Source organism: Sphingobium chlorophenolicum (genome assembly GCF_000722875.1).
In the GTDB taxonomy this organism is placed as follows: domain Bacteria; phylum Pseudomonadota; class Alphaproteobacteria; order Sphingomonadales; family Sphingomonadaceae; genus Sphingobium; species Sphingobium chlorophenolicum.
In genome coordinates this window covers 1-26,415 of record NZ_JFHR01000034.1, presented here as the reverse complement: position 1 = coordinate 26,415, position 26,415 = coordinate 1, and the positions used below count along the sequence as shown (strand labels likewise).

Genomic DNA, 26,415 nt, shown 5'->3' with positions numbered 1-26,415 from the left:
TGACGCCGTTAGAATTTGAAGTCGAGACGGGCGTAATAATAGCCGCCCGACGTGCTGTAGGGACCATGGCCATAATAGCTGTTATAGGCCCCGGCCCCGTTGATGAAGGGCGATACGCCCGCGCCCGGCGTCACGCCCTGCATCACAGCGGGCACTTCCGGCCGCTTGTTGAACAGGTTGTTCGCGCCGACCGAGAAGGTGACGAAATCGGTGAAGTCGAAACCCGCCTCCAGATCGGTGAGCGCGGCCGCCTTGACCACACCGTTGAAGTAGAGCTGGTTGGCGTTGACCCCGTTGACGAGAGCGCCGTCCGCGATCAGGAAGCCGCCGTTCGGGATGAAGCCGCCGCCCGGCGTGAAGCCCGGACGGACCAGGATGCTGGTCTTGCCATAGAAGGTTTCGCGCAGGTTGAGCGTGAACTTCCCGCTCTTGAACAGCGCCCCGGCCACGATCTTATAGTCCGGGTTGGAACGCTCGATATTGCTTTCCGACGCCGCGTTGAAGATCGGATAGCCGACCTTGTTGTTGGTGATCTTCGTCTTGTTATAGTTCGCCGTCAGCGACAGGTTCAGCGTGCCGAAGTCCAGCGCGACAGGATAGGCGGCCGAAAAGTCGATGCCCCAGGTGCGGGTGTCGATGCCGTTGGTGAAGCTGGACACGCCGATCGTGCCGCTGTTGAACAGCGCGCTGTCCAGGACGATGCCCGCCGAATTCAGGGCGTTCAGGATTTGCGCCCCACCTGGCTGCGGCACGCCGTTCAGAACGGCGTTGCGCGCCGCCGTGCCGGTGATGCGGTCCTTGATCTTGATAAGATAGGCGTCGACCGTGACGGCCAGCTTCGGCACCGGCCGCAGCACGACGCCCGCAGAGAAATTCTTCGACTTTTCCGGTTTCAGGCTGCCGAAGCCCAGCAGCGCGGCGGCGGGCGTCCCTGCGGGAAGCTGCGCGATGGCGCTGGTCGGGCCGACGTTGATGGTCGAATATTTCTGTTCCGCCAGCGTCGGGGCGCGGAAACCGGTGCTGACCGTGCCGCGCAGCGCGAAGGCGGGACTGAAGTCGTAGCGGGTGGTGATCTTGCCGATGGTCGTGTCGCCGAAGTCGGTATAATCCTCGTATCGTCCGGCAAGGTCGACGGACCAGTTTTCGACCGGCTCCGCGATCAGGTTGATATAGCCCGCGCGCGAACTGCGGCGGAACTTGCCCGCGTCGGTCGCCTTGTAACCGGGGAAGGATTGGACGCCAGTCTTGTATGTCGAATAATAGTCGCCCGCGACGATCTCATAAGTGTCGCGGCGATATTCGCCGCCGAACGCGAAGGTGAGGGGGCCTGCCAGCCCGACTTCGAATTCCTTGCGGATATCGGCGGTGACCGTGGTCTGGCTCAGGCGGAAGCCGCCGTCATAGGCCTTGTCGACCGTGTTGGGGACGCCGATTCCCTGCAACGAGGCGGCATAGCTTTCCTGCCAGACTTCGCGATGGGCCGATCCTTCGGTCCAGATGTCGTCCTTCTGATAGCCGTAGGTGGTGCTGAGATCGTAATTCCAGCCCGAAGCCTCGCCCTTGGCGCCGACGGTGAAGCTATATTCGTCCTCGATCACATGCTGGAGCGGAACCATGCCCCAGGTGCCCGTGTCGCTGTAGCAGATGTTGGGATTATAGGCCGTGGCCGTGATGCCGCCGCCAAGGTTGCCGGTTTCGTAGCAGATGCGCTTGGGGTGACGATAGCCCTGCTTGGCGTAGCCGATGCGGCGGGCAAGGTCGCCGAAGCTGTACAGTTCGATGCCGCCGAAATCATAGCCCATATTGTAGAAGGCTTCGGTCAGATAGGTTTTGGGCTGGCCGCCGTTGATGCCCGACAGCGCGTCGCCCGCCAGGTTCGACCATTGGGCAGGGGTGTTGGATTGCAGCGTGCCGTCCGGCTTGGTGATCTGCACCTGCCCGGTGCCGACGGTGGTGTAATCCTGGCGGCGGTGGAACAGGCTCAGGTTGAAAAAGCCGTCTTCGCCCAGCTTGAAGCCCATATTGCCGGACGCGGAGAAGAGTTCGCCTTCGCTGTCATAATATTGGCCGCCCGTGATCTTGAAGCTGCCGCCTTCATTATTGTCCTTGAGAATGAAGTTGATGACGCCCGCAATGGCGTCCGTGCCGTAGACGGCCGCCGCGCCTTCCTGAAACACCTCGACGCGGGCGATGGCGTCCGGCGGGATCAGGTCGATGCTGGGTGCGGCCGAACCCTGGAACGCGCCGGAGATCACCTGAAGGATGCCGTTGCCGTGGCGGCGCTTGCCGTTGACCAGCACCAGCGTGTGGTTGGGGCTGAGGCCGCGCAGACGGGCGGAAAGCGAGAAGCTGGAAAGGTCGGTGCCCTGCGTCTGGGCGGTGAAGCTGGGGACGATCTGGGTCAGCACCTGGTTCAGGTTCGGCTGGCCGACATGGCTGATCGCCTCCTGGCTCAATACCTGGATCGGCGCGGCGCTTTCGGCTGCCTGCATGCCGACGGCGCGGGTGCCGGTGACGATGATGGCGCCGCCGTCATCGGCCTGCGGCGTCTGCGCCTCCTGGGCCATCGCGCAGGCCGACCAGGAGGAGGCCAGCGCAAGTGAAAGTTTAAGAGCGGTCAATCTTTTCATCTATGCCCCCTGTTGCATTTTATCTTTGACAAGGGGGTCAACGAACAATTTGAGTGCAACCTCTATTGCGGCGCACAAAAAATTAAAGAAAATGAAATATTTCCGCGCTGTTTTCGGAAGAAAATCGGACGATATTGCTATGCCGCATGGCAATTTGACAATTGATAAGCGTGCATGCGGCCATGCGCATTTTGCAAGAAACGCGCATGGCGGATTTTTGATCTAGATTCGTTATATGTAAATTCGGCTCTTAGCCGTCATGCTGAACTTGTTTCAGCATCCATTTTTCCCCATGATCCGCCGTCTCCGTAGGCGCGATGGATGCTGAAACAAGTTCAGCATGACGAGTGGGGTGGGGATCGAAGATCAACTCGCCAGCGCCGCCTCTATCAGCGCCCGGCCTTCCTTGCTGGACCAGTCCATCGCGCCGACCACCCGCGCCATCTCCTTGCCCTGCGCGTCGTAGATGACGGTCGTAGGCAGCATGCCCGTATTATAATGGAAGCCGAACTGGTTTTCCGGATCGATCCAGCCCTTCAGATGCGGCAGCGGATGCTTTTCGAAAAAGGGCTTGATCACCGCCTCGCCCTGGCTGTCCTGCGATATGGTGAGGACGGCCAGCCCCTTCTTCCCATAATCCGCCGCCACCGCGTCCAGCGTCGGCATTTCCGCGACGCAGGGCGCGCACCACGTCGCCCATAGGTTGACCAGCATCGGCTTGCCCGCGAAATCGCTCAGCTTCGCATCGCTGCCGTCTGGGTTCTGGAAGGTGAAGTCAGGGGCGGGCGTCCCCGCCTTCGACCTGTCGAGCGTATAGCTAAACGCGCCCTTCCCACTCTGCGCAGGCCCCGTCGCCTCGCCGCTGGTGGCGTTCGGGCCTTGCCCGGCGGGCGGGGATTGCTTATCGCACGCGCCAAGGCCAGCCAGCAGGAGCAGTGTCATTACGCAGGGCAAGAATGATCGCACGGGAAAAAGCTCCAACAGCATGTGGGGCGGACGCTTCGCGGCCGGTCCGGCTTCGGTCATGCGCGAGATAAATGCCTCTATCCCGTTCGACAAGCGCTTGTGGAAACAGGATATCGCCGGATCGAAGGCGCATGTCGCGATGCTGGCCAAGCAGGGCATCGTCGACGGCGAGGACGCGCAGGCGATCACCGAGGGGCTGAACCGCATCGCCGCCGAGTATGAAGCCGATGGCGTGCCGGTCAACCTGGACCTGGAAGACATCCACATGGTCACGGAGTCGCGCCTGGCCGAACTGATCGGCCCGGCGGCGGGGCGGCTGCACACGGCACGCTCCCGCAACGATCAGGTGGCGACAGACTTCCGCCTCTGGGTGCGCGACGCCATCGAAGAGGTCGAGGCGGGCTTGCAGGGCCTGTCCGACATGCTGCTGACCCGTGCGGAGGAACATGCCGATACGGTGATGCCGGGCTTCACCCATCTCCAGTCAGCGCAGCCGGTGACTTTGGGCCATCACCTCATGGCCTATCATGAGATGGTCCGTCGCGACCGCAGCCGTTTCGCCGATGCCCGCGCCCGCCTGAACGAATGCCCGCTGGGCGCGGCGGCGCTGGCGGGGACAGGCTTTCCCATCGACCGTCACGCCACGGCGGCGGCGCTCGGTTTCGCCAAGCCGACCGACAACAGCCTCGACAGCGTGTCGGACCGCGACTTCGCGCTTGATTACCTCATGGCCGCGACGCAAGTGGCACTGCACCTCTCTCGCCTGGCGGAGGAGTTCATCATCTGGGCGAGCCAGCCCTTCGGTTTCGTCAAGCTGCCCGATGCCTATTCGACCGGCAGTTCGATCATGCCGCAAAAGCGCAACCCCGACGCCGCCGAACTGGTGCGCGGCCATGCGGGCCGGATCATGGGCTGCATGAACGCGCTGTGCGTCACGATGAAGGGCCTGCCGCTCGCCTATTCGAAGGACATGCAGGACGACAAGCCGCCGGTGTTCGAGGCGCACGACCTGCTGGGCCTCTCCATCGCGGCGATGACCGGCATGATCGAGACCGTGACCTTCCGCGCCGACCGGATGCGCGGGCTTGCGGAAAGCGGCTTCGCCACTGCCACCGACCTGGCCGACTGGCTGGTGCGGGAGGGGGACGTGCCCTTCCGCGAGGCGCATCATATCACCGGCCGCGCCGTCGCGGCGGCGGAGGCGGCGGGCGTGCAGCTTGCCGATCTGCCGCTGGATACGCTCAAGGCCATTGATGCGCGGATCGATGAGCGTATCTATGCGGTGCTGACGGTCGACGCCTCGGTCGCCAGCCGCAGGAGCCACGGCGGCACCGCGCCCGATCAGGTGCGCGCGCGCATTGCCGAGGCCAGGAAGAACGCGAAAGGGCAGGGCAAGTGATGACGGCACGGATCGCCAAGGGGATGGCGCTGGCGGCGCTTGCGCTGGCCCTGGCGTCCTGCGGCGGTCGCCAGCCGCTGAAACCCGTGGAGGGGCAAAGCCTTCCCGCCGTGCCGGTGGGCGCGGCGACCGCGCCGACCGCCGCGCAACTCACCACGCCATCGGTTCAGGCACGGCCGGAACGCAATGTCGAACTGCTGACCCAATCGAGGGTGCGCGGCGACGACCCGTTCGACCTGCCGCCCGAAAGCGACCCCCGCTAGATTTTCAGGAAAGACAAGAATTGGACCATTTCACCTATGTCGACGGCGCGATGCTTGTGGAGCAGGTGCCGATGGCGGAAATCGCCGCCAAGGTCGGAACGCCCGTCTACATTTATTCGACCGCGACCCTGACCCGCCATGTCGGCGTGTTCCGGGAGGGGCTGTCGCAGCTTGCCGACCCGCTGATCGCCTTCGCGGTGAAGGCCAATCCCAACGCCGCCGTGCTGGCGACGCTGGGAAGACTGGGCCTGGGCGCGGACGTCGTGTCGGCGGGCGAACTGCTGCGCGCCATCGCGGCGGGCATCCCCGCGAACCGCATCGTCTTTTCCGGAGTCGGCAAGACGGCGGACGAAATGCGCATCGCGCTGGAACAGGGCATCTACCAGTTCAATCTGGAAAGCGAACCCGAAGCGGAAATGCTCTCCGAAGTGGCGCTGTCGATGGGCAGGAAAGCCCCGGTCGCCTATCGCATCAACCCCGATGTCGACGCGGGCACCCATGCGAAAATCTCGACCGGCAAGTCGGAAAACAAGTTCGGCATCCCCTATGACCGGGCGCTGGCCAGCTATGCCGCCGCGCGCGACCTGCCCGGCCTGGATGTGCAGGGCGTGGCGGTGCATATCGGCAGCCAGCTCACCGACCTCAAGCCGCTGGAGGCCGCCTTCGTCAAGGTCGGCGCGCTGATCGAAAAGCTGCGGGCGGCGGGCCACGACATCCGCACCGCCGACCTGGGCGGGGGCCTCGGCGTCCCCTATGACCCGTCCCAGCCCCTGCCGCCCAGCCCCGCCGACTATGGCGCGATGGTGACGCGGATCACCCAGGGCTGGAACGTCCGCCTGCTGTTCGAACCCGGCCGGCTGATCGTCGGCAATGCGGGCGTGCTGCTGTCGCAGGTGGTGCGGGTGAAGCAGGGCGCGCAGGCTCCCTTCGTCATCGTCGACGCGGCAATGAACGACCTTCTGCGCCCCAGCCTCTACGACGCCTGGCACGACATCCGCGCCGTCCATCCGAAGGGCGACCGCGCCGCCGCCAATGTGGTAGGACCGGTGTGCGAGACGGGCGACACCTTCGCCATGCATCGCGACATGGATGTGGTGGGCGCGGGCGATCTGGTCGCCTTCATGACGGCGGGGGCTTATGGCGCGACCATGGCGAGCACCTATAACAGCCGCGCCCTGACCCCCGAAGTGCTGGTCTCCGGCGACAAATGGGCCGTTGTCCGCGCCCGTCCGCCTATCGAAACGCTGATCCAGGGCGACAATATTCCAGACTGGGTTCAGGACTGATGCAAAGCCTGCCCGTCTTCCTGCGGTTGCAAGGGCGGGCCGTCATCCTGACCGGCGAGGGCGAGGCGGCGGACGCCAAGCGCCGCCTGCTGGAACGGGCCGGGGCGCGCATCGTGAGCGAGGGGGAAGAAGCCGCGCTCGCCATCGTCTCGGACGGCGATGAGGCGACAGTGGCCCGGCTCCAGGCACGCGGAATATTGGTGAACGCCACCGACAGACCGGAGCTGTGCGACTTCACCCTGCCCGCCATCGTCGACCGCGATCCGGTGCTGATCGCCATCGGCACGGGCGGCGCTTCGGCGGGGCTGGCCAAGGCGCTCAGGCAACGGATAGAGGCTCTGCTGCCCGCTCGGCTGGGCGCGCTGGCGACGGCGCTGCACGATGCGCGGGGCGCGATCCGGAAGCGCTGGCCGGACGCAGCAGCGCGGCGGCGGGCCATTGACGCCGGGCTGGCCACTGGCGGCCCGATCGATCCGCTCTCGGACAAGGCGGTCGACGCCGTGCCCGACTGGCTGGCTGCACAGGCCGATGTCGACGCCGACCGGCTGGAAACGATAAAGCTCCGGTCCGCCGATCCCGACGATCTGACCCTGCGCGCCGCTCGCCTGCTGGGCGAGGCGGATCGCATCTATCACGCGCCCGACGTGCCTGCCGCGATCCTGGATCGCGCCCGCGCCGACGCGGTCCGCATCGCCGCAAGCGCGCCGCCCGCCCAACCGGGCGAGGGCCTGTCTCTCTGGCTGGAGATGGAGCGATGAGCCGGGTCTTCCTGTTCGAAGGCGGCAAGGCGCGGGAAATCTCTCTGGACGCCTATTGCGCGCTGACGGAGGACGCGCCGTTCAGTTGGGTCCACGCCGACGGCTGGCGGGAGGATGCCCGCATCGTCGCGTCCCGCTGCGACCACATGCCCGAAGCCGCGCTGTCCGCGCTGCTGGCGCAGGAAACCCGGCCGCGCTGCACGCTGATGGCGCATGGCGCGCTGGTGAACCTGCGCGGGCTAGGCGCGGCCGAGGACGGGGTGGGCGATCCGCTCGTGTCGATCCGCCTTTGGGCCGAACAGGCGCGGGTCATTTCCGTCAGCTATCGCCCGCTCGCCGCGATGGAACCGGTGACGGCGCAGATGCTGGCGGGCAGGATAAGCGATCCGGGCGACCTGATTGCCGCCTTCGCGCAGCAGATCACCGAAGCGCTGGACCCCGAAGTCGCCGATCTGGGCGACGGGCTGGACGAGATCGAAAGCGCGCTGACCGAACATGGTCCGGCGGAGGCGCGGCGGCGCGTGTCGCAGATTCGCGCCACCGCGATCAGCTACCGCCGCTTCATCGCGCCGCAGCGGCAGGCGCTGGAAAGATTATCCGCCGCCGACGCGTCCTGGCTGGAACCGGACGACCGGCTGCACCTTCAGGAAGCCGCCGACCGCTGCGCCCGGATGGCTGAGGAACTGGAGGCGGTGCGTGAACGCTCCGCGCTCGCCCATGAAGAGCTGACCGACCTGCGCGCCGAACAGATGAACCGGCAGGCGCTGATCATTTCGGTGGTGGCGCTGGTCTTCCTGCCGCTCACTTTCCTGACCGGCCTGCTCGGCATGAATGTCGACGGCATCCCCTATGCCCACGAACCCTGGGCCTTCTGGGGCGTGGTCGGCGTCTGCGCCGCGATGGCCGCCGGGATCAGCGGCTGGTTCGCCGCCACCCAATGGCTCAAATAAAAAATCCTCCCCATCGCAGATGGGGAGGGTCGAAGAGAGGCGCGTGACTCTCTTCGACGCTCGCGAAGCGAGTGGTGGAGGGGAACTGCGCAGGTCGATCCTCTTCCGCCCGACCCACCTAAAATCGCACCCTAATTCCGCGCCGCGTTCAACCGCGCAATCTCGTCATGCAGCGCCTGGATCGACGACACCAGCCGGGCCCGATCCGCCTGCATCTCCGCCAGCGCGTCCCGCGTTTCGCCCAGTTCCAGGGCGCGCCGGGCGATGCGAGCATCCAGTTCGGCATTGTGCCGGGCCAGCGCGCCGACCTGTTCGGCCCGCGCGCAAAGATGGCGCAGCCGCGCATCCAGCAGGTCGAAATCGAACGGCTTCACCACATAATCGTCCGCGCCCGCGTCCAGCGCCTCGACGGCCGAAGTCTTGTCCTGCCGCCCGCCGATCATGACGAAACAGGCATTGTCGGCCAGACCGGCGGCGCGGATCTTCCGCATCGTCGCCACGCCCGGCAGCAGCGCCAGCCCCATGTCGATCAGGATGATGTCCACCGGACGGCCGATCAGCATGTTGATCGCAATGAATCCGTTTTCGGCCAGCGCCACGTCATAGCCCAGATGGGACAGGCGCCGCGCCACCGCTGCCCGCGCAGCGGCATCCTCGTCGATCAGCAGAAGGCGCGGCCTGCGCGCCGGTCGCGCCGCTTCCGGGTTCTGCGCCGGTCGCGGCCGGCTGATCCTGTCTGGTTTCCAGAATTGCATGACGTCCCACCTTTTGCCGCGCAGCATAGGATCAGTGGGCAAAGAATTGGTTAATGCGGGTCCGGCGCATAGGCGCGCAGGAAGCATTCCAGTCCATATTCGACATCGGCCGCCATCTGCTCCGGCGTGGTCCGCTCCATCTGGCCCCAGATCAGCGACTGGTGGCTGCCCGAAAGCATCAGCATGGCGAAGGTGCGCGCCGCCAATCCGGGATCGGATCGGCGCAAAAGGCCGCGATCCATCGCCTGTTCCAGATATTCGGCGATCAGCCGCCGCGTGGTCCCCGGCGCATGTTCGTAGAAGATGGCGCCCATCTCCGGAAAGCGGCCCGATTCCGCCACGACCAGCCGGTGCAGGGCGATGCTGTCGGGCGCGGTGATCTTCGTCAGGATGTTCAGCCCCGTCCTGCGCAGCGTTTCCTCCAGATCGCCGCCGGGGTCCAATATTTCGGCCAGGCGGGCGCGATAGGCGGTGGTCGCATTGTCCAGAACGGCGGCGAACAGCTCTTCCTTGGACGGGAAATAGCTCCACAACGTGCCCTTCGATCCGCCCAGCGCGGCGGCGATGGCCGACATGGTCGTCGCGGCATAGCCATTTTCCAGGAAGGATTGCGAGGCGACGTCCAATATCGCCTGACGCCTTTCCTGGCGGCGCGCTTCCCGGCGGCTGAGGGGGGGGAGAGACTCTGTCATTAAATCGTACCATATAGTACGCTATTTCTGTTGACAAGGATTACCAACCGGCGCAAATGCCGAATTCATACTAGATGGTACGGTTTGATATGCTCGCGAGTCGTCTCTCGAATCTTTCCGCTCTCTCCGTCCGCGCCGGATTTCTTGCCGGGGGCGTGGCGCTGCTTTCGGCCTGCGCGGCGGTGCCTGATCTGGGGCCTCGACCCGAAATACGCGCCCCCGACAGCATTGCCGCCGAACGCAGCTTCCAGGCCGACAATGCCGCCCAATGGCCGTCCGAAGGCTGGTGGCGGGCCTATGGCGACCCGCAACTGGACGCCCTGATCGAGGAAGGGCTGAAGGGATCGCCGGACGTAGCCGCCGCCGCCGCTCGCTTCGCGGAGGCCAACGCCGTCGCCCAGCAGTCCGGCGCGCCGCTGCTGCCCTCGGTCGATCTGGACGCCAATGCGGGCGCGACCAAATCCAGCTACAATATGGGCATGCCCAAGGAATTCGTGCCCAAGGGATGGTTGGGGATGGGCCGGGTGGGCCTGAATTTCGGCTTCGACCTCGACATTTGGGGCAGGAATCGCGCCGCGCTGGCGGCGGCCACGTCGCAGGCGCGGGCGGCGGAGATCGACGCCCGGCAGGCCCGGCTGGCGCTGGCGACCGGCGTGGCCGACGCCTATGCCGACCTCGCCCGGCTTTATGATGAGCGCGACATACAGGCGCGGGCGCTGGAAATCCGCGCCGCCAGCCAGAAACTGGTGGCGGACCGCCGCGCCAACGGGCTGGAAACCCGCGGCAGCGAACGGCAGGCCGATGCCACCGTCGCCACCGCCAGGGCGCAGCTTGCCGCCGCCGACCAGGCGATCGCGGTGCGCCGGCATCAGATCGCGGCGCTGATCGGCGCGGGACCGGACCGTGGCCTCGCCATCGCACGACCCCGCCTTGGCAAGCCCGGCCCCCTCGGCCTGCCCGCCGACGTGACCACCAATCTGGTCGCCCGCCGCCCGGACATAGCCGCCGCGCTCGCCCGGACGGAGGCGGCGGCCAAGCGGATCAAGGTGGCCCGCGCCGATTTCTTCCCCGCCATCCGCCTGAATGCCCTGATCGGCGTCCAGTCGCTGGGCTACCAGACCGTCCTTCAGGGCGCGCAGTTCGCAGGCGGCCCCAGCCCCTTCACCGACACGCTGTTCAAGAAGGATTCGCTGTTCGGCAACGCCGGTCCCGCAATCAGCCTGCCCATCTTCCACGGCGGTGCGCTCAGCGGCCAGTATCGCGGCGCCCGCGCCGTCTATGATCAGGCGGTGGCCAATTACGACAAGACCGTGCTCGGCGCCTATCAGCAGGTGGCAGACGCCGTGACCGGTCGTCAGACGCTCGACCAGCGGCTGGCCGACGCCCGCGCCGCCCTCGTCGCGTCGGAGGAAGCCTATGGCATCGCCCGCCAGCGTTATGAAGGCGGCCTCAACACCTATCTCGACGTGCTGAACGTGGAAAATCAGCTTCTCGCCGCCCGCCAGTCCGTCGCGGACCTGGAAGCGAGCGCCTTCACGCTCGACATCGCCCTCATTCGCGCGCTCGGCGGCGGCTTTGCCGCCAACCAAGCACAACAGTTGCCCAAGGACACCCCCCATGGCTGACGCAAAGCCCGAATTCAATTCCGAGACCAGCAAGGCCGAAGCCGCCGCCCTGCGTCTGGAAAACCGCAAAAAATGGCTGGTGCGTCTGGCTCTGGCAGTGCTGGCCATCGGCGCGGCCTATGCGATCTGGTATCTGCTGGTCGGCCGCAACCATGTCAGCACCGACAATGCCTATGTGAATGCGGAGGTGGCGCAGGTGACGCCGCTGATCTCCGCCCAGGCGGTCGAGGTGCTGGTGACGGACACCCAGTCGGTCAGGCGCGGCGACATATTGGTGAAGCTGGACCCCACCAACGCCCGCATCGCCATCGCCCAGGCGGAGGCTGACCTGGCCGAAGCCCGTCGTCGATTCCGCCAGACCGTCGCCACCAGCGGCTCGCTCGCCGCGCAGGTGGAGGCGCGGGGCGCCGACATCGAACGCGCCCGCGCCCAACTGGCGACCGCGCAGGCCGATTTCGACAAGGCCCGCATCGACCTCCGGCGACGCGAGGCGCTGGCCCCCAACGGCGCCGTGTCGGGCGAGGAACTGACCAGCGCGCGCAAGGCCTATGCCGCCGCGCAGGCCGCGCTCGATCAGGCGCGAGCCGGGGTAGCCACGGCGGAGGCGACGCGCGGCGCGGCCACGGGCCAGCTTGCCGCCAATGACGCGCTGGTGCGCGGATCGACCATCGACACCGATCCCGCCGTGCTGGCCGCCAAAGCGAGGCTGGACAATGCCCGGCTCGACCTCGACCGCTCCGTCATCCGCGCGCCCATCGACGGCGTGGTGACGCGGCGGCAGGTGCAGGTGGGCCAGCGCGTCGCGCAGGGCACGCCGATCATGACCATCGTCCCGCTCGCCCAGGTCTATGTCGACGCCAATTTCAAGGAACGTCAGCTTGGCCGGGTGAAGGTCGGCATGCCCGCCACCGTCACGTCCGATCTTTACGGCGGCGACGTCGTCTATCACGGCAAGGTCGTCGGCTTTTCCGGCGGCACGGGCGCGTCCATGGCGCTGATCCCGGCGCAGAACGCGACCGGCAACTGGATCAAGGTGGTGCAGCGCCTGCCCGTGCGCATCGCCCTCGACCCCAAGGAACTGGCCGAACATCCCCTGCGCGTCGGCCTTTCAATGGAAGCAGAGATCGACCTTTCCGGCGAATAAGGAAGCGTCCCGTGAGCCGCCCTGCCGACATATTCTCGCTCTTGTCGCCCCGTCACCGCCTGTTGGCGGGGCTGACGCTGGCGCTCGCCAATTTCATGGTCGTGCTCGACCTGACCATCGCCAATGTGTCGGTGCCCCATATCGCTGGCAATCTGGGCATTTCCGCCGATCAGGGCACCTGGATCATCACCAGCTACGCCGTGGCGGAGGCGATCTGCGTACCGTTGACCGGCTGGCTGGCGCAGCGTTTCGGCGCGGTCCGGCTGTTCACCATGAGCATGCTGGGGTTCGGCCTCTTCTCGCTGCTGTGCGGCCTGTCGATGACCCTTGGCATGATCGTCGTATGCCGCATCGGCCAGGGGCTGTGCGGCGGCCCGCTGATGCCGATGTCGCAGACATTGCTGATGCGCATCTTCCCGCCCGAACAGCGCGGGCGCGTCATGGCGCTGTGGGCGATGACGACGCTGCTCGGCCCCACGCTGGGTCCGATCGTCGGCGGCTATATCAGCGACAATTGGAGCTGGCACTGGATCTTCTTCATCAACCTGCCAATCGCGGCCCTGTGCATCTTTTCCGCGCTGACGCTGCTGCGCCCCGTGGAAACGGAGCGGGTGAAGCTGCCCATCGACTATATTGGCCTGGCGCTGCTGGTCTTCTGGATCGGCTGTCTTCAGATCATGCTGGACATCGGCCGCGACCATGACTGGTTCGGCCATCCGATGATCGTCGCGCTGGCGGTGATGGCGGGCATCGGCTTCTGCGTCTTCCTGATCTGGGAATTGACGGAGGAACATCCCATCGTCGATCTACGCGTGTTCCGCCATATCGGCTTCACCTCCGGCGTGTTCACGCTGGCGCTATGTTTCGGCGCCTATTTCGCGGGCATCGTCATCATCCCCCAATGGCTGCAATTGTCGATGGGCTATACCGCGACATGGTCGGGCCTGGCGACGTCCTTCACCGGCGTGTCCGCCATGTTCATCGCGCCCATCGCCGGTCGTATGATCGGCAAGACCGATGTGCGCCTCATGATTTCGGGCGGCGTCGCCTGGATCGGCTTCGCGACATTGTGGCGGACGCAATGGACCGCCGACGCCGATTTCTGGACGCTTGCGATGCCGCAATTCATCCAGGGCATCGGCATGCCCTTCTTCATGATCCCGCTGACCACGCTGACGCTGGGGTCCGTCCGGCCGGAGGAGACCGCTTCGGCCGCGGGCATGCAGAATTTCCTGCGCACGCTGGCCATCGCCATCTCCACATCCATCGTGCTGACCGGCTGGGGCGACGGGCAGCGCGTGTCGCGCAACGAAATGGCCGGGACGCTCCATGCCGATCCGACCCTGGCCGATCTGGCCAGCCGCGGCTTCACGCCGGAACAGGGGCGTCAGGTGGTGTCGAATCTGGTCGACGCCCAGTCGCTGGTGGTGTCGATGAACCATGTCTTCTTCACCGCCGCCGTGGTGCTGTTCATGGCCGCGACTTTGGTGTGGCTCGCGCCGCGTCCCACGGGAAGGGTGGACACTTCGGCGGCGCATTGATCGCGGCGCTTATTCAAAGCCTTGCCTCGCGCCTGATACCGTTACGCCCGCCGCCCGATTGACGCGGCGCGGCATCATCGTCACTGAGTGGCAAAAAGGTGGGGTCCATGCGAATCGTCATCATCGATGACAGCGGCCTGCGCGCGACGGTCCTGGAGGAAGGACTGCGCGAAGCGGGCTATGACGATATTCACATCGTCCCCCCGCGTGGCGGCTTCGTCGCGCGGCTGGAGCGCATGGCGCCCGACGTCGTGCTGATGGACCTGGGCAGCCCCAGCCGCGACACGCTGGAGGAGATGCTGACGGTCAGCCGCGCCCTGGCCCGGCCCATCGCCATGTTCGTCGACCAGTCGGACGAAAGCATGATCGGCGCGGCCATCGACGCAGGCGTTTCCGCCTATGTCGTGGACGGGCTGCGCAAGGAACGGGTGAAGCCGGTGCTGGAACTGGCGGTGCGCCGCTTCAACGCCTTCGCCCGGCTCCAGAGCGAGTTGGACGAGGCGCGCACGGCGCTTTCCGACCGCAAGATCATCGACCGCGCCAAATCCATCCTGATGAGCCAGCGCGGCCTTGGCGAGCCGGAGGCCTATGCGCTGCTGCGGTCAAGCGCGATGAATCAGGGAAAGAGGATCGTGGACGTCGCCCAGGCCCTCATCACCGCCAGCGACCTATTGGGAGGGATGTGAATGACGACCGACCTGCGCATCGCCTTCCTGCCGCTGACCGACGCCGCCGTCCTGGCGGTGGCCCGCGAAAAGGGCTTCGCGGAGGAGGAGGGGCTGCATCTCGACCTCGTCCGCACGACCAGTTGGGCGACGTTGCGCGACCGTCTGGTGTTCGGGCAGGTGCAGGCCGCGCATATGCTGGCGCCGCTGGCCGTCGCGGTGACGCTGGGATTGAGTCAGCAGGCCGCGCCGCTCTCCGCGCCGTACAAGCTCAACGTCAACGGCAACATGCTGGTGATGGCCAGCGAATTTGCCCAGGCGCTGGACCCGGACGTGGCGGCGCGGCTGGACGATCCGCTGGGCACCGCGCATGACTTCGCGGCGGCCATTGGCCTGTGGAAACGCAAGCCGGTGATCGGCGTCGTCCACCGCTATTCCAGCCATTCGGTAATGCTGCGCTACTGGCTGGCGAGCGCCGGGGTGGACCCGGACCGCGACGTGCTGCTGCGCGTCCTGCCCCCGTCCCTGACCGTGGAGGCGCTGCGGGCCGGAGAGATTGACGGCTTCATCGCGGGCGAACCCTGGGGCAGCGCGGCGGTGGACGGCGGCCTGGCGGAGGCGGTGGCCATCGGCGAACGCATCTGGCGGCGCGGCGTGGAAAAGGTGCTGGCCTTCCGCACCCCCTGGCTGGAGGAAAATCCCGACAGCGTCGACCGGTTGCTGCGGGCGCTGGTGCGGGCGGCCGCCTGGTGCGACGAGCCGGACCATCATGAGGCGCTGGCCCATCTGCTGTCGCAGCCGCACTATGTCGACCAGCCGGCCGAACTGATCCTGCGCGCCCTGTCCGGCGGCATCGTGCCCCGCGTGGACATGGCCCCCCTGTCCATGCCCGATTTCATGCTCTTCTCGCGGGAGGCGACGCCCTTTCCGTGGCGCAGTCAGGCGCTGTGGATCTATTCGCAACTCGTCCGCTGGAAGATGGTGGACCATAGCGCGGAAAACGCCGCCAAGGCCGCATCGGTGTTCCGCCCCGACATCTTCCGCCGGGCGCTGGCCGACAGCGACGTGGCGATGCCCGGCGCCAGCATGAAGGTGGAAGGCGCGGTCGCCTCTCCGCTGGCGGTGGGATCGAAGCGGGGCGAACTCACGCTGGGACCGGACAGCTTCTTCGACGGGCGGGTGTTCGACCCCGAACGTATCGAGGATTTCCTGGCGAGTTTTTAGGGCGCTTACCTAAGTAACTGATTTTGGGTGGAAAGCGGACCCATCCTATTCCTCCCCATCAAGAGATGGGGAGGTGGCAGCGCGAAGCGCTGACGGAGGGGAAAATGCGCAGGTCGCGCCATTTCCCCTCCACCAGCCTTCGGCCGGTCCCCCTCCCCACGCTTCGCGTAGGGAGGAATTTAATGTCCGCTCATGGCCATTTCCTGCCCCAAGGCATCACCCACCGCTCCCTGAAAATTTTGTGCCTTGCAACATAGATCGAATCGCGAGATAAGATAGGAGTCGCGCGACGAAGCGCGTTTTTCAGGATGAGTCCCTCCCAAGGCCGGGATTGCGCTCTCCTTCAGATTTCACAGCAAAGCCGCTGACCGGATTTCGCGAGGAGCGAGGTCCGGAGGCGGCTTTTTTCGTGTCCATTTCACAAAGATTGAGGGACGTCATCATGGCAACTGCTTATTGGGAGCGCCCCGATGGAGAGGGCGAAGGGCCGGAAGGCCTCGGACAAACCAGCCAGACCAGTTTCTGGAAGGCCGGGCACACGCCGACCCTGATCGCCGCCTTCCTCTATTTCGACCTCGCCTTCATGGTGTGGGTGCTGCTGGGGCCGCTGGCGCCCTCCATCTCCAAGACGCTGGGTCTTACGCCCGCTGAAAAGGGCCTGATGGTCGCCGTCCCCACGCTCGCGGGCGCCGTGCTGCGCGTCGTCAACGGCCTGCTGGTCGACCGGATCGGCTGCAAGCAGGCGGGCGCGATCAGCCAGGTAATCGTCATCATCGGCCTGTTCACCGCCTGGTCCATGGGCGTCGACAGCTTCGCGGGCACGCTGGCGCTGGGCGTCATACTGGGCTTTGCGGGCGCCAGCTTCGCGATTGCGCTGCCGCTCGCCAGCCGCTGGTATCCCGCCGAACATCAGGGCAAGGCGATGGGCCTTGCGGGCATGGGCAATTCGGGCACGGTGCTGGCTTCGCTGTTCGCGCCGATGCTGGCCAAGCTGTTCGGCTGGAACGCGGTGCTGGGCCTCGCCTGCATTCCGCTGACCATCGTCTTCGTCGTATACATGATCATGGCGAAGAACGCGCCGAACGCGCCCGCGCCCAAGAAGCTGGTCGACTATTTCCACCCGCTGAAAAGCGCCGACGCCTGGTTGCTGATGGGCTTTTATTCGGTGACCTTCGGCGGTTTCGTGGGCCTCGCCGCATCGCTGCCCATCTATTTCACCGACCAGTTCGGCCTGACCCCGGTGGTCGCGGGCTATTGCACTGCGGGCTGCGTGTTCGCCGGATCGCTGGTCCGTCCGATGGGCGGCGCGCTGGCCGACGGGATCGGCGGCGTCAAGGCGCTGATGATGGTCTATATCGCCGCCGCCCTGGCTCTGGCGGGGGTCGCCTATGCGCCGACGCTCTTCTCCGCGCTCGGCCTGTTCGTCGCCGCGATGCTGGCGCTGGGCGTCGGCAACGGCGCGGTGTTCCAACTCGTGCCGCAACGCTTCCAGGAGGAAATCGGCGTCATGACCGGCCTGGTCGGCATGGCGGGCGGCATCGGCGGTTTCTATCTCGCCTCTTCGCTGGGCATCGCCAAGCAGTTCACCGGCAGCTTCGCCCCCGGCTTCCTGATCTTCGCGGGTCTGGCCGTGGTCGCCTTCCTCGGCATCTCGCTGGTCCGTGCCCGGTGGCGCGCGACCTGGACCAGCGCCGCGCGCATCTGATCGCTTCATGATCTGACAGGAGGGGAGGCGGCGGCCCGCGAAAGGCCGCCGCCCTTTTCGCGTCTGCGATATGGCCTGGCGCAAAATACATCGTGCTGCGAGGAATCGCTTGACGCGAATCGTCAGATGCATATGCTGCGATGCAAAGGACAGGGTTGTCCTTCTTCCATAGCCGCGATGGTCCAGGGACGGACAATCAAGGCGCTTATGATGGCAAGGCCGCCATCCAGACCTTCGGTTTCAAAGACCGGGGGTCCGGATGGCGGCCTTTTTCTTTTCTGGAGTCAAGGGATGGATTTTCAGAACAACGGACCGGAAACGGCCAGCGAAGAACAACTCTTCGTGCCGTCCGAAGATGTTCGGGAACATCTGGTGGTCGTGGGCAACGGCATGGCCGGTTGCCGCGCTGTCGAGGAACTGCTGGCGCGGGACAAGCACCGTTATCGCGTCACCATCTTCGGCGCGGAACCTTATGTGAACTATAACCGCATCATGCTCTCGCCGGTCCTGGCCGGGGAAAAGAGCTTCGACGACATCATCATCAACAGCCGCGACTGGTACAGCGATAACAATATCGAACTGATCGCGGGCGACCCGGTGACGGCCATAGACCGCGCCGCCAAGACCGTCACCAGCCAATCGGGTCGCACCGTCGGCTATGACAAACTGCTGATCGCGACGGGTTCCGACCCCTTCATCATCCCGGTTCCGGGCAAGGATCTGCCCGGCGTCATCAGCTTCCGCGACATGAAGGATGTCGACACCATGCTGGCCGCCGCTGACAAGGGCGGCAACGCAGTCGTCATAGGCGGCGGCCTGCTCGGCCTCGAAGCGGCCCACGGCCTGACCCTGCGCGGCATGAAAGTGACCGTCGTCCACCTCATGGACTCACTCATGGAACGTCAGTTGGACGAAGCGGCGGCATGGCTGCTGAAGTCCGCTCTGGAAGGGCGCGGCCAGACCATCCTGACCGGCGCCAACACCGAAGAAATCTACGGCGACGGCAAGGTAGAGGGCGTCCGCCTGAAGGACGGAACCGAAATCCCCGCCAGCCTCGTCGTCATGGCGGTGGGCATCCGCCCCTCGACCGCCCTTGCCCGCGAAGCCGGGCTGGAGGTCAATCGCGGCATCAAGGTCGACGATCACATGGTCACCAGCGACCCGGACGTGTTGGCGGTCGGCGAATGCGTCGAACATGACGGCAATGTCTATGGCCTCGTCGCGCCGCTCTGGGACATGTGCCGCAGCCTCGCTGACGGCCTGACCGACCGGCATACGGGCTACAGGGGTTCGGTGACGTCCACCAAGCTCAAGGTCGCGGGTCTGGACGTCTTTTCCGCCGGCGATTTCTCCGGCGGCGAGGGGTGCGAGGACATCGTCCTGCGCGACGCCTCGCGCGGCGTCTACAAGCGCGTCGTCGTCAAGGACGACAGGATCGTCGGCGCGGTGCTCTATGGCGATACCGTCGATGGCGGCTGGTATTTCGACATGCTCAAGAAGCAGGAAGACGTCGCGGAAATCCGCGACCTGCTGATCTTCGGCCAGGCCTTCGCCTCCGGAGGGGGCGCGCTGGACCCTAAGGCGGCCGTTGCGGCGCTCTCGGACGATGCCGAGGTCTGCGGCTGCAACGGCGTCAGCAAGGGCCAGGTCGTCGCCTGCATCGAAGCAGGCAATTGCAGCCTCGACGCGGTGCGCGCCACCTGCAAGGCGTCGGCAAGCTGCGGAAGCTGCACGGGATTGGTCGAAAATCTGCTGGCGGTGGTGCTGGGCGACGACGTCCAGTCCGGCCCAAAGACGCTATGCAAATGCACCAGCTTCACCCATGACGATGTCCGTCGGGAGATCGTGGCGCAGAATATGCGCTCGATCCCGGAAGTGATGCAGTTGCTGCACTGGTCGACGCCGGACGGCTGCTCCTCCTGCCGCCCCGCGCTGAACTATTATCTGCTCTGCGCGCTGCCCGGCGAATATCAGGACGACCAGCAAAGCCGTTTCGTCAATGAGCGCATGCACGCCAACATCCAGAAGGACGGCACTTATTCGGTTGTCCCGCGCATGTGGGGCGGTCTCACCAACCCGCGTGAACTGCGCGCCATCGCCGATGTGGTCGAGAAATATGACGCCCCGATGGTGAAGGTGACGGGCGGCCAGCGCCTCGACATTTTCGGCATCAAGAAGGAAGATTTGCCTGCCGTCTGGGCCGACCTCAATGCCGCGGGCATGGTGTCGGGCCACGCCTATGGCAAGTCGCTGCGCACGGTGAAGACCTGCGTCGGGTCGGAATGGTGCCGCTTCGGCACGCAGGATTCCACCGGCCTTGGCGTCAAGATCGAGAGGATGACATGGGGGTCGTGGATGCCCCACAAGTTCAAGATCGCCGCGTCCGGCTGCCCCCGCAACTGTGCGGAGGCGACGATCAAGGATTTCGGCGTGGTCTGCGTCGACTCGGGCTACGAACTGCATGTGGGTGGCAATGGCGGCATCCATGTCCGCGCCACCGACCTGCTGTGCAAGGTGACGACCGAGCAGGAGGCGATGGATTATTGCGCCGCCTTCATCCAGCTCTACCGCGAGGAAGCCCGCTATCTGGAGCGCACCGCGCCCTGGATCGAGCGCGTCGGCGTGGACTATGTGAAGCAGCGCATTGTGGAGGATGAGGCAGGCCGAGAGGCGCTGCGCAGCCGCTTCCTCTATTCGCAGAGCTTCAGCCAGGAAGACCCCTGGGCGCAGCGCGCAGCCGGTGCGGACGCGGAACTGCACCAGCCCCTCGAACCCATTGCCATCGCTGCGGAGTGACACCCATGACCGACTGGATCGACATCGGAACGCTGGCCGACATTCCCCAGCGCGGCGCCCGCACGGTGCAGATCGCGGGCGAGAAGGAAATCGCCGTCTTCCGCACTGGCGACGACCATGTCTTTGCGCTGGTCAACGAATGCCCGCACAAGAAGGGTCCGCTGAGCCAGGGCATCGTCCACGGCTACAGCGTCGCCTGCCCGCTGCACAATTGGAACATCGCCCTGAAGACGGGCGAGGCGCAGGGCAATGATGAGGGCTGCACCCCCACCATCGCGGTCAGGGAAGAGGGTGGCCGCATCCTGATCGCCCGCCCGGCTTCGCTCAAGGCGGCCGCATGAAGGCCAGCCTTTCTTCTCCCCTCCCTTTCAAGGGAGGGGCCGGGGGTGGGTGCGCCGCGCCAGCGGCGCCTGCGAGGGTGAGGTTGCAGGCTCGCTTCGCTCGCACCCAGCCCAACAGGGAGGGGCTATGACGAGTATACGCACCACCTGCGCCTATTGCGGCGTCGGCTGCGGCATATCGGCCACGCCGACCGGTGGCCGGTCGGTCGAAATCAAGGGGGACACGGCGCACCCGGCCAATGGCGGACGCCTCTGTTCCAAGGGCACGCATCTGGGCGAGACGGTGGGGCTGACCGGCCGCCTGCTGCACCCGATGATCGGCCAGAAGCGCGCAAGCTGGGACAAGGCGCTGGACCTGGTCGCGAAGAAATTCCGCGAAACCATAGACCGCCATGGTCCCGACAGCGTGGCCTTCTACGTCTCCGGCCAGTTGATGACCGAAGATTATTATGTCGCCAACAAGCTGATGAAGGGCTTTATCGGTTCAGCGAACATCGACACCAACAGCCGTCTCTGCATGTCCAGCGCCGTCGCCGGGCACAACCGGGCGTTCGGTGAGGATGTGGTGCCCGCCAGCTATGACGATCTGGATGAAGCCGACCTGATCGTGCTGGTCGGCTCCAACACCGCATGGTGCCATCCCATCGTCTATCAGCGTATCCAGGCCGCCCGCGCCGCGCGCGGCACCAGGCTGGTCGTCATCGACCCCCGCCGCACCGAAACCTGCGAAGGCGCCGACCTGCATCTGCCGCTGAAGCCCGGCACGGACGTCGCCCTGATGAACGGCCTGCTCGCCTGTTGCGATGCGGAGGGGATCACTGATCCGGCCTTCCTTGCCGATCACGTCAACGCGCCCGAAGGCTTCTGGGAGCATATCCGCACCGGCCACGATCTCTGGACGACGGCGAAGACCTGCGACATCGCGCCCGCGCTGCTGGAACAATTTTACAAGCTGTTCGCCGCCACGCCCCGCACCGTCACCATGTTCAGCCAGGGCATCAACCAGTCGATCCGCGGCACCGATCAGGTCAACGCGATCATCAACGTCCATCTCGCCACGGGCCGCATCGGCAAGCCGGGCGCCGCGCCCTTCTCCATCACCGGCCAGCCCAACGCCATGGGCGGCCGCGAGGTCGGCGGCCTTGCCTCGACCCTCGCCGCGCATATGGACTTCGCGCCCGATAATGTGGAGCGGGTAGGCCGCTTCTGGGCCGCCCCGGCCATGGCGACAAAGCCGGGCCTGAAAGCCGTCGACCTGTTCCGCGCCATCAACGAAGGCCGGATCAAGGCGCTCTGGATCATGGCGACCAACCCCGCCGTCTCGCTGCCCGATGCGGGCCGCGTGCGGGAAGCGCTGGAGGCGATCCCCTTCCTCGTCGTGTCGGACATCATGGCCGACACCGACAGCAGCACCCATGCCCATGTCCGCCTGCCCGCCGCCGGATGGGGGGAAAAGGACGGCACCGTCACCAATTCGGACCGCACCGTCAGCCGCCAGCGCCCCTTCCTCGCGCTGCCCGGCGAGGCCAGGCCCGACTGGTGGATCGTCAAGGAAGTCGGCCGCCGCATGGGCTGGCGCAACGCCTTCGCCTATGACCGCCCTGCTGAGATCTGGCGCGAACATGCGCGCCTCACCGCCTATCAGAATGACGGCCAGCGCGTGCTCAACCTGCGTGCCCAAGCCACCATCGGCAACGAAGCCTATGACGCCATGCAGCCCTTTCGCTGGGGCGGCGACACGCCCTTCGCCAACGGTTTCACCACGCCGGACCGCAAGGCGCGGCTGGTGCTGACCAGGCAGATGGAGCTTCAGGAGCCGCTCCAACAATGGCCGATGACGCTCAACACCGGGCGTTACCGCGACCAGTGGCACACGATGAGCCGCACCGGCCTGTCGCCCAGGCTCGCCCGGCATCGCGAGGAGGCGCTGGTGGAAATCCACCCGCGAGACGCCGAAGCGCTGGGCATCGTCGACCGCGACCTGGCCCGCGTCCAGACCGCGCAGGGCAACAGCCTCTTCCGCGTGGCCCTGAGCGAAGGCCAGCGCCCCGGTGAGATCTTCACCCCGATCCACTGGACCGATCAGGTGTCGAGCGGCGGCCGCACCGGCCTGCTTCCCCGCCCGCTGGTCGATCCGCATTCGGGCCAGCCCGGCTTCAAATCCACCCCGGCCAGCGTCGAGAAGGTCGCGACCGAATGGAAGGGCTTCCTGATCCTGCGCGGGGACCAGCCGGTGAAGTTGCCCTGCCTCTGGTCCACGCGGATCACCGTGCCGGGCGGCGCGCTGTACGAGATTGCGGGCAATGGCGACCCGGCCCGGCTCGACGCCTTCCTGCCGAAGGGCGACCGCGTCGAGGCCATGGACGCCTCGCGCGGCACCCGGCGCGTGGCGACCATCGGCGAGGGCAGATTGAACGGCGTGCTGTTCGTGACCCGCACCGGCCTGCTGCCCTCCCGCGACTGGCTCATTCGCCAGCTCGAAGCCGAAGGGGTGGGCGGCTCCGTCCTCGCCGCGCGCGGTCCCGGCAGCCAGCCGGACAAGGGTGCTACGGTCTGCGTCTGCTTCGACATCGGCCTGAACCAGATCGTCGCCGCCATTCGGGAACAGCAACTGGTCGACGTGCCCGCCATCGGCAAGGCGCTGGGCGCGGGGACCAATTGCGGATCGTGCCGCCCCGCGCTAGCCAATATCCTCGCCCAAACCACACAGGAGACGCTTCATGCAGCCGAATGAGCTTATCGCCCCCGGCGAGGTCTGGCTGGTCGGCGCGGGCCCCGGCGACCCGGACCTGCTGACCCGCAAGGCCGAAAAGCTGATCTCGGCGGCGGAGATCGTCTTCTACGACGCGCTGGTGGGGCCGGGGGTGCTGGACCTGATCCCGCAGGGCGTGGAGCGGGTCAGCGTCGGCAAACGCTCCGGCCGCCACAGCAAGGCGCAGGAAAGCATCAACGACCTGCTGCTGGCGGCGGCGAAGGCGGGCAAGCGCGTCGTGCGCCTGAAGGGCGGCGACCCCTCGGTCTTCGGCCGCTCGGCTGAGGAGATGGAGCATCTGGCGGCGGACGGCATTTCCTTCCGCATCTGCCCCGGCATCACCACGGCCAGCGCGGCTGCGGCGAGCGGCCATGCCTCGCTCACCCTGCGCGGCGTGGCGCGGGGGCTGACGCTGGTGACGGCGCATCTGAAGGCGGGCGAGCCGCTGAAGCTCGATTGGGAAGCGCTTGCCCGGCCGGGCGGCACGCTCGGTATCTATATGGGCCGCGCCGCAGCGGGGGAGATCAGCCGCTCGCTGATCGCCGCCGGACGCGATCCGGAGACGCCGGTGATGGTGGCGGTCAATGTCTCCCTCCCCAATGAGCGACTGATCCGGGGCAAGCTGTCCGCGCTGGCCTTTCTGGTGCAGACGATCAGCGATGAAGACCCGACCCTGCTGCTGATCGGGGAAGCGGTGGCGGGGACAAATCTTCCTGCTGACATTGCCGTAAGCGCCTCTATCAAGGTCTGACGTACATCTCCCTCGTTCGGGCTGAGCTTGTCGAAGCTCAGCCCGAACGGGGAAGGATGAACCGCTCCAGATCCTCTGGCCGGTTGATATTGGGCAGCACGAATTCCGGCCGTTGCACGATCCGCGCCCCGACCCGCTCCAGCCAGCCATAGATCGACCGGTTATTCTCCTCAGCCAGATGCGCATCCAACTCTCCAGCCAATGAAGCGGGCCAGAATCCGGCCAGTTGCTGCCCCTTCAGGATCGCCGCGCCGTCCCCGATCAAGGCTTCCGCCAGCCCGTCGGGATAGACCGGAACGTCGCACCCCGTCGTCAGCACAGCGTCATAACCCAGCGCCGCGGCATGATGCAGCGCCGCGTTCAGCCCGCCCAAAGGCCCCATGTCCGCCGCCGGCCGGTCCGCCAGCCCGATCATTCCCGGAACCTGACGCCCGCAAACCACGACCGTTTCGACATGCGCGCCCAGCGCCGCCGCCGCATGATCCAGCAATGTCCGTCCGTCGAGCATCGCCAAAGCCTTGTCGCTGCCGAAGCGGCTGGATCGTCCCCCGGCCAGAACCGTGCCCAGCAATCGCATTCCATCCCTCCTCATGCCGCTTGGCATCAGCCTCGCTTTCCCTTATGGCGCGCGGCGCGGGCGGGGCATAGCCTCCGCGCGCAAAGAAGATCGCGCCGGTGCCCGATAGGGCTGAAAACGGGAATGCGGTGCGGGCGGGAAACCGTCCAATTCCGCAGCTGTCCCTGCAACTGTAAGCGGTGAGCGCGATGCACTTCGGTCGAAAGACCGGCCACTGGACCACAAGTCCGGGAAGGCGTGCATCGCCGCATTGACCCGCGAGCCAGGAGACCTGCCGGCGCACGGTCGCTCTTGCCCTGGCCCAGGGGTTGGCCATGGCACGGTGTTTTCCGTCTGAGCGACGAAGCGGCGCAGGGCCGCATCGGTGCGGGGGCGGGCATTGGCGTCGACTTCCCCCTGCGCCGACCGCGATGAGCGGATGCCCTGAGCCATGAAGTCGCAGCGACGCTCAGGGAAACAGAATAATGTTGAAAGCCACCATCTCTCTTGCCGCTTTGCTCGCGGCCATGCCCGCGCTGGCGGCGGACAATGACGAGATCATCGTCACCGCGCTGGGCATCGAACAACCCCGTGACGAAGTTGGCCAGGCCGTCACCGTCATCGACGCCGACACCATCCGCACCCGCCAGAGCGTCAGCGTGGTCGACCTGCTCGCCACCACGCCGGGCGTGCGCTTCAACCGCAGCGGCAGCCTGGGCGGCGTGACCGGCGTTTCGTTGCGCGGCGCGGAAACGACGCAGACGCTGGTGCTGATCGACGGTGTCAAGGTCAACGACACCAGCGGTATCGGCGACATGTATGATTTCGGCAATCTGCTGACCGGCAACATCCAGCGCATCGAGATTTTGCGCGGCTCCAACTCGGTCGCCTACGGCAGCCAGGCGGTCGGCGGCGTCGTCAACGTCATGACCGGTACGCCTGCCGAGGGTTTCGCGGGCAACGCCTCGGTCGATTACGGCTATCGCGATACGCTGAACGCCAAGGCGGATATTTCCGGCACCACCGGCATCGCGTCGGGCGGCGTCGGCTTGGCTTATTTCAACACTGACGGCATTTCTTCCGCCGCCAACGGCACGGAGAAAGACGGGTACGAGAATATCGCCGCAAATGCCAAGCTGAAGCTGGCCTTCACCGACACGCTCAGCCTCGACCTACGCGGCTATTATATCCACGCCGATCTGGATACCGACAATGGCGTGGTCGACAGCACGACCGATTCGTCGAAATCGGATCAATATGTCGGCTATGCCGGGCTGAACCTGGCGTTGTTCGACGGCAAGCTCACCAATCGGGCGGCCGTGACCTGGTTCCGCATGGACCGCGATTATGCTTCCGCATTCGGACCTTATGGCTATTCCGGCACCAATCTGCGCTTCGAATATGAGGGCGTCTATCAGCCCGTGGACCAGGCCAGGCTAAGGCGTGTGGACATTTAGCGCATAGCGATCTTCAGGGCCGCAAGGTTGATCATGGCGCGGTAGCTCTGATCAGTTTTCTCGTATCGGGTAGCGATGCGCCGGAATGTTTTGAGGCTACAGAAGAAGTTCTCGACGAGGTGCCTCCAGCGATAGGCATGGAAGTCGCAGTCGATTTTT

21 protein-coding genes, 2 pseudogenes and 1 riboswitch are annotated in these 26,415 nt (G+C 65.8%); of the genes and pseudogenes, 17 read left to right on the top strand and 6 right to left on the bottom strand.

Annotated features, from left to right (window positions below):
- Positions 1 to 8: 8 nt before the first annotated feature.
- A complete protein-coding gene (locus tag BV95_RS14290; RefSeq protein ID WP_037453191.1) occupies positions 9 to 2,630 on the bottom strand; it encodes a TonB-dependent receptor plug domain-containing protein in 2,622 nt (873 codons plus the stop codon).
- A gap of 49 nt (positions 2,631 to 2,679) precedes the next feature.
- Here BV95_RS14290 and BV95_RS23800 point away from each other — a divergent pair, with 49 nt between their 5' ends.
- Positions 2,680 to 2,856, top strand: a complete 177-nt coding sequence (locus BV95_RS23800) for a hypothetical protein (protein ID WP_156028664.1) — start codon at positions 2,680 to 2,682, stop codon at positions 2,854 to 2,856.
- 140 nt (positions 2,857 to 2,996) lie between these two features.
- Here BV95_RS23800 and BV95_RS14285 read toward each other — a convergent pair whose 3' ends face one another.
- On the bottom strand, positions 2,997 to 3,572 hold the full coding sequence (locus BV95_RS14285) for a TlpA family protein disulfide reductase (protein WP_037453188.1): 576 nt from the start codon (positions 3,570 to 3,572) through the stop codon (positions 2,997 to 2,999).
- Positions 3,573 to 3,615: 43 nt separating this feature from the next.
- Here BV95_RS14285 and argH point away from each other — a divergent pair, with 43 nt between their 5' ends.
- Genes argH through BV95_RS14260 form a run of 5 tightly spaced genes read left to right on the top strand, consistent with a single transcriptional unit; the run spans position 3,616 to position 8,252 of the window.
- The gene (gene argH / locus BV95_RS14280) at positions 3,616 to 4,995 is read left to right on the top strand and encodes an argininosuccinate lyase (RefSeq protein WP_037453183.1); all 1,380 of its coding nucleotides are present in this window, start codon (positions 3,616 to 3,618) and stop codon (positions 4,993 to 4,995) included.
- Positions 4,995 to 5,258, top strand: a complete 264-nt coding sequence (locus tag BV95_RS14275; protein ID WP_037453168.1) for a hypothetical protein — start codon at positions 4,995 to 4,997, stop codon at positions 5,256 to 5,258. The genes argH and BV95_RS14275 overlap by 1 nt, the downstream gene beginning before the upstream one ends.
- A gap of 20 nt (positions 5,259 to 5,278) precedes the next feature.
- Entirely contained in the window at positions 5,279 to 6,544 is a 1,266-nt protein-coding gene (gene lysA, locus BV95_RS14270) for a diaminopimelate decarboxylase (protein ID WP_037453165.1), read from the top strand.
- Entirely contained in the window at positions 6,544 to 7,302 is a 759-nt protein-coding gene (locus tag BV95_RS14265) for a precorrin-2 dehydrogenase/sirohydrochlorin ferrochelatase family protein (protein ID WP_037453162.1), read from the top strand. The genes lysA and BV95_RS14265 overlap by 1 nt, the downstream gene beginning before the upstream one ends.
- Positions 7,299 to 8,252: a zinc transporter ZntB gene (locus BV95_RS14260; protein WP_037453155.1), complete on the top strand. Its 954-nt coding sequence runs from the start codon at positions 7,299 to 7,301 to the stop codon at positions 8,250 to 8,252. Before BV95_RS14265 ends, BV95_RS14260 begins: the two co-directional genes overlap by 4 nt.
- Positions 8,253 to 8,383: 131 nt before the next feature.
- Here BV95_RS14260 and BV95_RS14255 read toward each other — a convergent pair whose 3' ends face one another.
- Positions 8,384 to 9,007, bottom strand: coding sequence for a response regulator transcription factor (locus tag BV95_RS14255; protein WP_037453153.1), 624 nt, complete (start codon positions 9,005 to 9,007; stop codon positions 8,384 to 8,386).
- A gap of 50 nt (positions 9,008 to 9,057) precedes the next feature.
- Positions 9,058 to 9,699, bottom strand: coding sequence for a TetR/AcrR family transcriptional regulator (locus BV95_RS14250; RefSeq protein ID WP_051749794.1), 642 nt, complete (start codon positions 9,697 to 9,699; stop codon positions 9,058 to 9,060).
- An 89-nt stretch (positions 9,700 to 9,788) separates the two neighbouring features.
- Between BV95_RS14250 and BV95_RS14245 the strand changes: the two genes are divergently transcribed.
- The 10 genes from BV95_RS14245 to cobA all read left to right on the top strand — a co-directional run bounded on the left by BV95_RS14245 (position 9,789) and on the right by cobA (position 24,243).
- A complete protein-coding gene (locus BV95_RS14245) occupies positions 9,789 to 11,324 on the top strand; it encodes an efflux transporter outer membrane subunit (protein ID WP_037453141.1) in 1,536 nt (511 codons plus the stop codon).
- A complete protein-coding gene (locus tag BV95_RS14240; protein ID WP_037453138.1) occupies positions 11,317 to 12,468 on the top strand; it encodes an EmrA/EmrK family multidrug efflux transporter periplasmic adaptor subunit in 1,152 nt (383 codons plus the stop codon). Before BV95_RS14245 ends, BV95_RS14240 begins: the two co-directional genes overlap by 8 nt.
- Positions 12,469 to 12,479: 11 nt before the next feature.
- Complete coding sequence (locus BV95_RS14235) at positions 12,480 to 14,009, top strand: DHA2 family efflux MFS transporter permease subunit (RefSeq protein ID WP_037453136.1); 1,530 nt, start codon at positions 12,480 to 12,482, stop codon at positions 14,007 to 14,009.
- 107 nt (positions 14,010 to 14,116) lie between these two features.
- Positions 14,117 to 14,695 carry an ANTAR domain-containing response regulator gene (locus BV95_RS14230; RefSeq protein WP_013847670.1) on the top strand — a complete coding sequence of 193 codons (579 nt, stop codon included), beginning with the start codon at positions 14,117 to 14,119 and terminating at the stop codon, positions 14,693 to 14,695.
- Positions 14,696 to 15,898, top strand: a complete 1,203-nt coding sequence (locus tag BV95_RS14225) for a CmpA/NrtA family ABC transporter substrate-binding protein (protein WP_037453133.1) — start codon at positions 14,696 to 14,698, stop codon at positions 15,896 to 15,898.
- Between the two features lie 442 nt (positions 15,899 to 16,340).
- A complete protein-coding gene (locus BV95_RS14220; RefSeq protein WP_037453130.1) occupies positions 16,341 to 17,603 on the top strand; it encodes a nitrate/nitrite transporter in 1,263 nt (420 codons plus the stop codon).
- 291 nt (positions 17,604 to 17,894) lie between these two features.
- The gene (nirB, locus tag BV95_RS14215; RefSeq protein WP_037453127.1) at positions 17,895 to 20,399 is read left to right on the top strand and encodes a nitrite reductase large subunit NirB; all 2,505 of its coding nucleotides are present in this window, start codon (positions 17,895 to 17,897) and stop codon (positions 20,397 to 20,399) included.
- Between the two features lie 5 nt (positions 20,400 to 20,404).
- Positions 20,405 to 20,740 (top strand): nitrite reductase small subunit NirD, encoded by a 336-nt coding sequence (gene nirD, locus BV95_RS14210; RefSeq protein ID WP_037453123.1) that lies wholly within the window; start codon positions 20,405 to 20,407, stop codon positions 20,738 to 20,740.
- Between the two features lie 127 nt (positions 20,741 to 20,867).
- Positions 20,868 to 23,474 carry a nitrate reductase gene (locus tag BV95_RS14205; protein ID WP_037453121.1) on the top strand — a complete coding sequence of 869 codons (2,607 nt, stop codon included), beginning with the start codon at positions 20,868 to 20,870 and terminating at the stop codon, positions 23,472 to 23,474.
- On the top strand, positions 23,461 to 24,243 hold the full coding sequence (gene cobA, locus BV95_RS14200; RefSeq protein WP_037453120.1) for a uroporphyrinogen-III C-methyltransferase: 783 nt from the start codon (positions 23,461 to 23,463) through the stop codon (positions 24,241 to 24,243). Before BV95_RS14205 ends, cobA begins: the two co-directional genes overlap by 14 nt.
- 37 nt (positions 24,244 to 24,280) lie before the next feature.
- On the opposite strand, the gene mobA is transcribed toward cobA, so the two are convergent.
- Positions 24,281 to 24,820: a molybdenum cofactor guanylyltransferase gene (gene mobA / locus BV95_RS14195; protein ID WP_037453119.1), complete on the bottom strand. Its 540-nt coding sequence runs from the start codon at positions 24,818 to 24,820 to the stop codon at positions 24,281 to 24,283.
- Positions 24,821 to 24,899: 79 nt separating this feature from the next.
- Positions 24,900 to 25,113, top strand: a riboswitch (cobalamin riboswitch).
- Positions 25,114 to 25,284: 171 nt separating this feature from the next.
- Here mobA and BV95_RS14190 point away from each other — a divergent pair.
- Positions 25,285 to 26,238, top strand: a pseudogene (locus BV95_RS14190) (TonB-dependent receptor); the annotation flags it as partial.
- A 14-nt stretch (positions 26,239 to 26,252) separates the two neighbouring features.
- On the opposite strand, the pseudogene BV95_RS14185 reads toward BV95_RS14190, so the two are convergent.
- Positions 26,253 to 26,415, bottom strand: a pseudogene (locus tag BV95_RS14185) (IS5/IS1182 family transposase); the annotation flags it as partial.

Bases quoted from the DNA above. Each gene is read 5' to 3' on its own strand.
- BV95_RS14285 (WP_037453188.1), bottom strand. From the start codon at position 3,572: ATGACACTGCTCCTGCTGGCTGGCCTTGGCGCGTGCGATAAGCAATCC.
- mobA (WP_037453119.1), bottom strand. From the start codon at position 24,820: ATGCGATTGCTGGGCACGGTTCTGGCCGGGGGACGATCCAGCCGCTTC.
- BV95_RS14245 (WP_037453141.1), top strand. From the start codon at position 9,789: ATGCTCGCGAGTCGTCTCTCGAATCTTTCCGCTCTCTCCGTCCGCGCC.
- BV95_RS14290 (WP_037453191.1), bottom strand. From the start codon at position 2,630: ATGAAAAGATTGACCGCTCTTAAACTTTCACTTGCGCTGGCCTCCTCC.
- BV95_RS14240 (WP_037453138.1), top strand. From the start codon at position 11,317: ATGGCTGACGCAAAGCCCGAATTCAATTCCGAGACCAGCAAGGCCGAA.
- BV95_RS14230 (WP_013847670.1), top strand. From the start codon at position 14,117: ATGCGAATCGTCATCATCGATGACAGCGGCCTGCGCGCGACGGTCCTG.
- cobA (WP_037453120.1), top strand. From the start codon at position 23,461: ATGCAGCCGAATGAGCTTATCGCCCCCGGCGAGGTCTGGCTGGTCGGC.
- nirD (WP_037453123.1), top strand. From the start codon at position 20,405: ATGACCGACTGGATCGACATCGGAACGCTGGCCGACATTCCCCAGCGC.
- BV95_RS14265 (WP_037453162.1), top strand. From the start codon at position 6,544: ATGCAAAGCCTGCCCGTCTTCCTGCGGTTGCAAGGGCGGGCCGTCATC.
- BV95_RS14275 (WP_037453168.1), top strand. From the start codon at position 4,995: ATGACGGCACGGATCGCCAAGGGGATGGCGCTGGCGGCGCTTGCGCTG.
- BV95_RS14225 (WP_037453133.1), top strand. From the start codon at position 14,696: ATGACGACCGACCTGCGCATCGCCTTCCTGCCGCTGACCGACGCCGCC.
- BV95_RS14250 (WP_051749794.1), bottom strand. From the start codon at position 9,699: ATGACAGAGTCTCTCCCCCCCCTCAGCCGCCGGGAAGCGCGCCGCCAG.
- BV95_RS14220 (WP_037453130.1), top strand. From the start codon at position 16,341: ATGGCAACTGCTTATTGGGAGCGCCCCGATGGAGAGGGCGAAGGGCCG.
- nirB (WP_037453127.1), top strand. From the start codon at position 17,895: ATGGATTTTCAGAACAACGGACCGGAAACGGCCAGCGAAGAACAACTC.
- BV95_RS14205 (WP_037453121.1), top strand. From the start codon at position 20,868: ATGACGAGTATACGCACCACCTGCGCCTATTGCGGCGTCGGCTGCGGC.
- argH (WP_037453183.1), top strand. From the start codon at position 3,616: ATGTGGGGCGGACGCTTCGCGGCCGGTCCGGCTTCGGTCATGCGCGAG.
- BV95_RS14255 (WP_037453153.1), bottom strand. From the start codon at position 9,007: ATGCAATTCTGGAAACCAGACAGGATCAGCCGGCCGCGACCGGCGCAG.
- BV95_RS14260 (WP_037453155.1), top strand. From the start codon at position 7,299: ATGAGCCGGGTCTTCCTGTTCGAAGGCGGCAAGGCGCGGGAAATCTCT.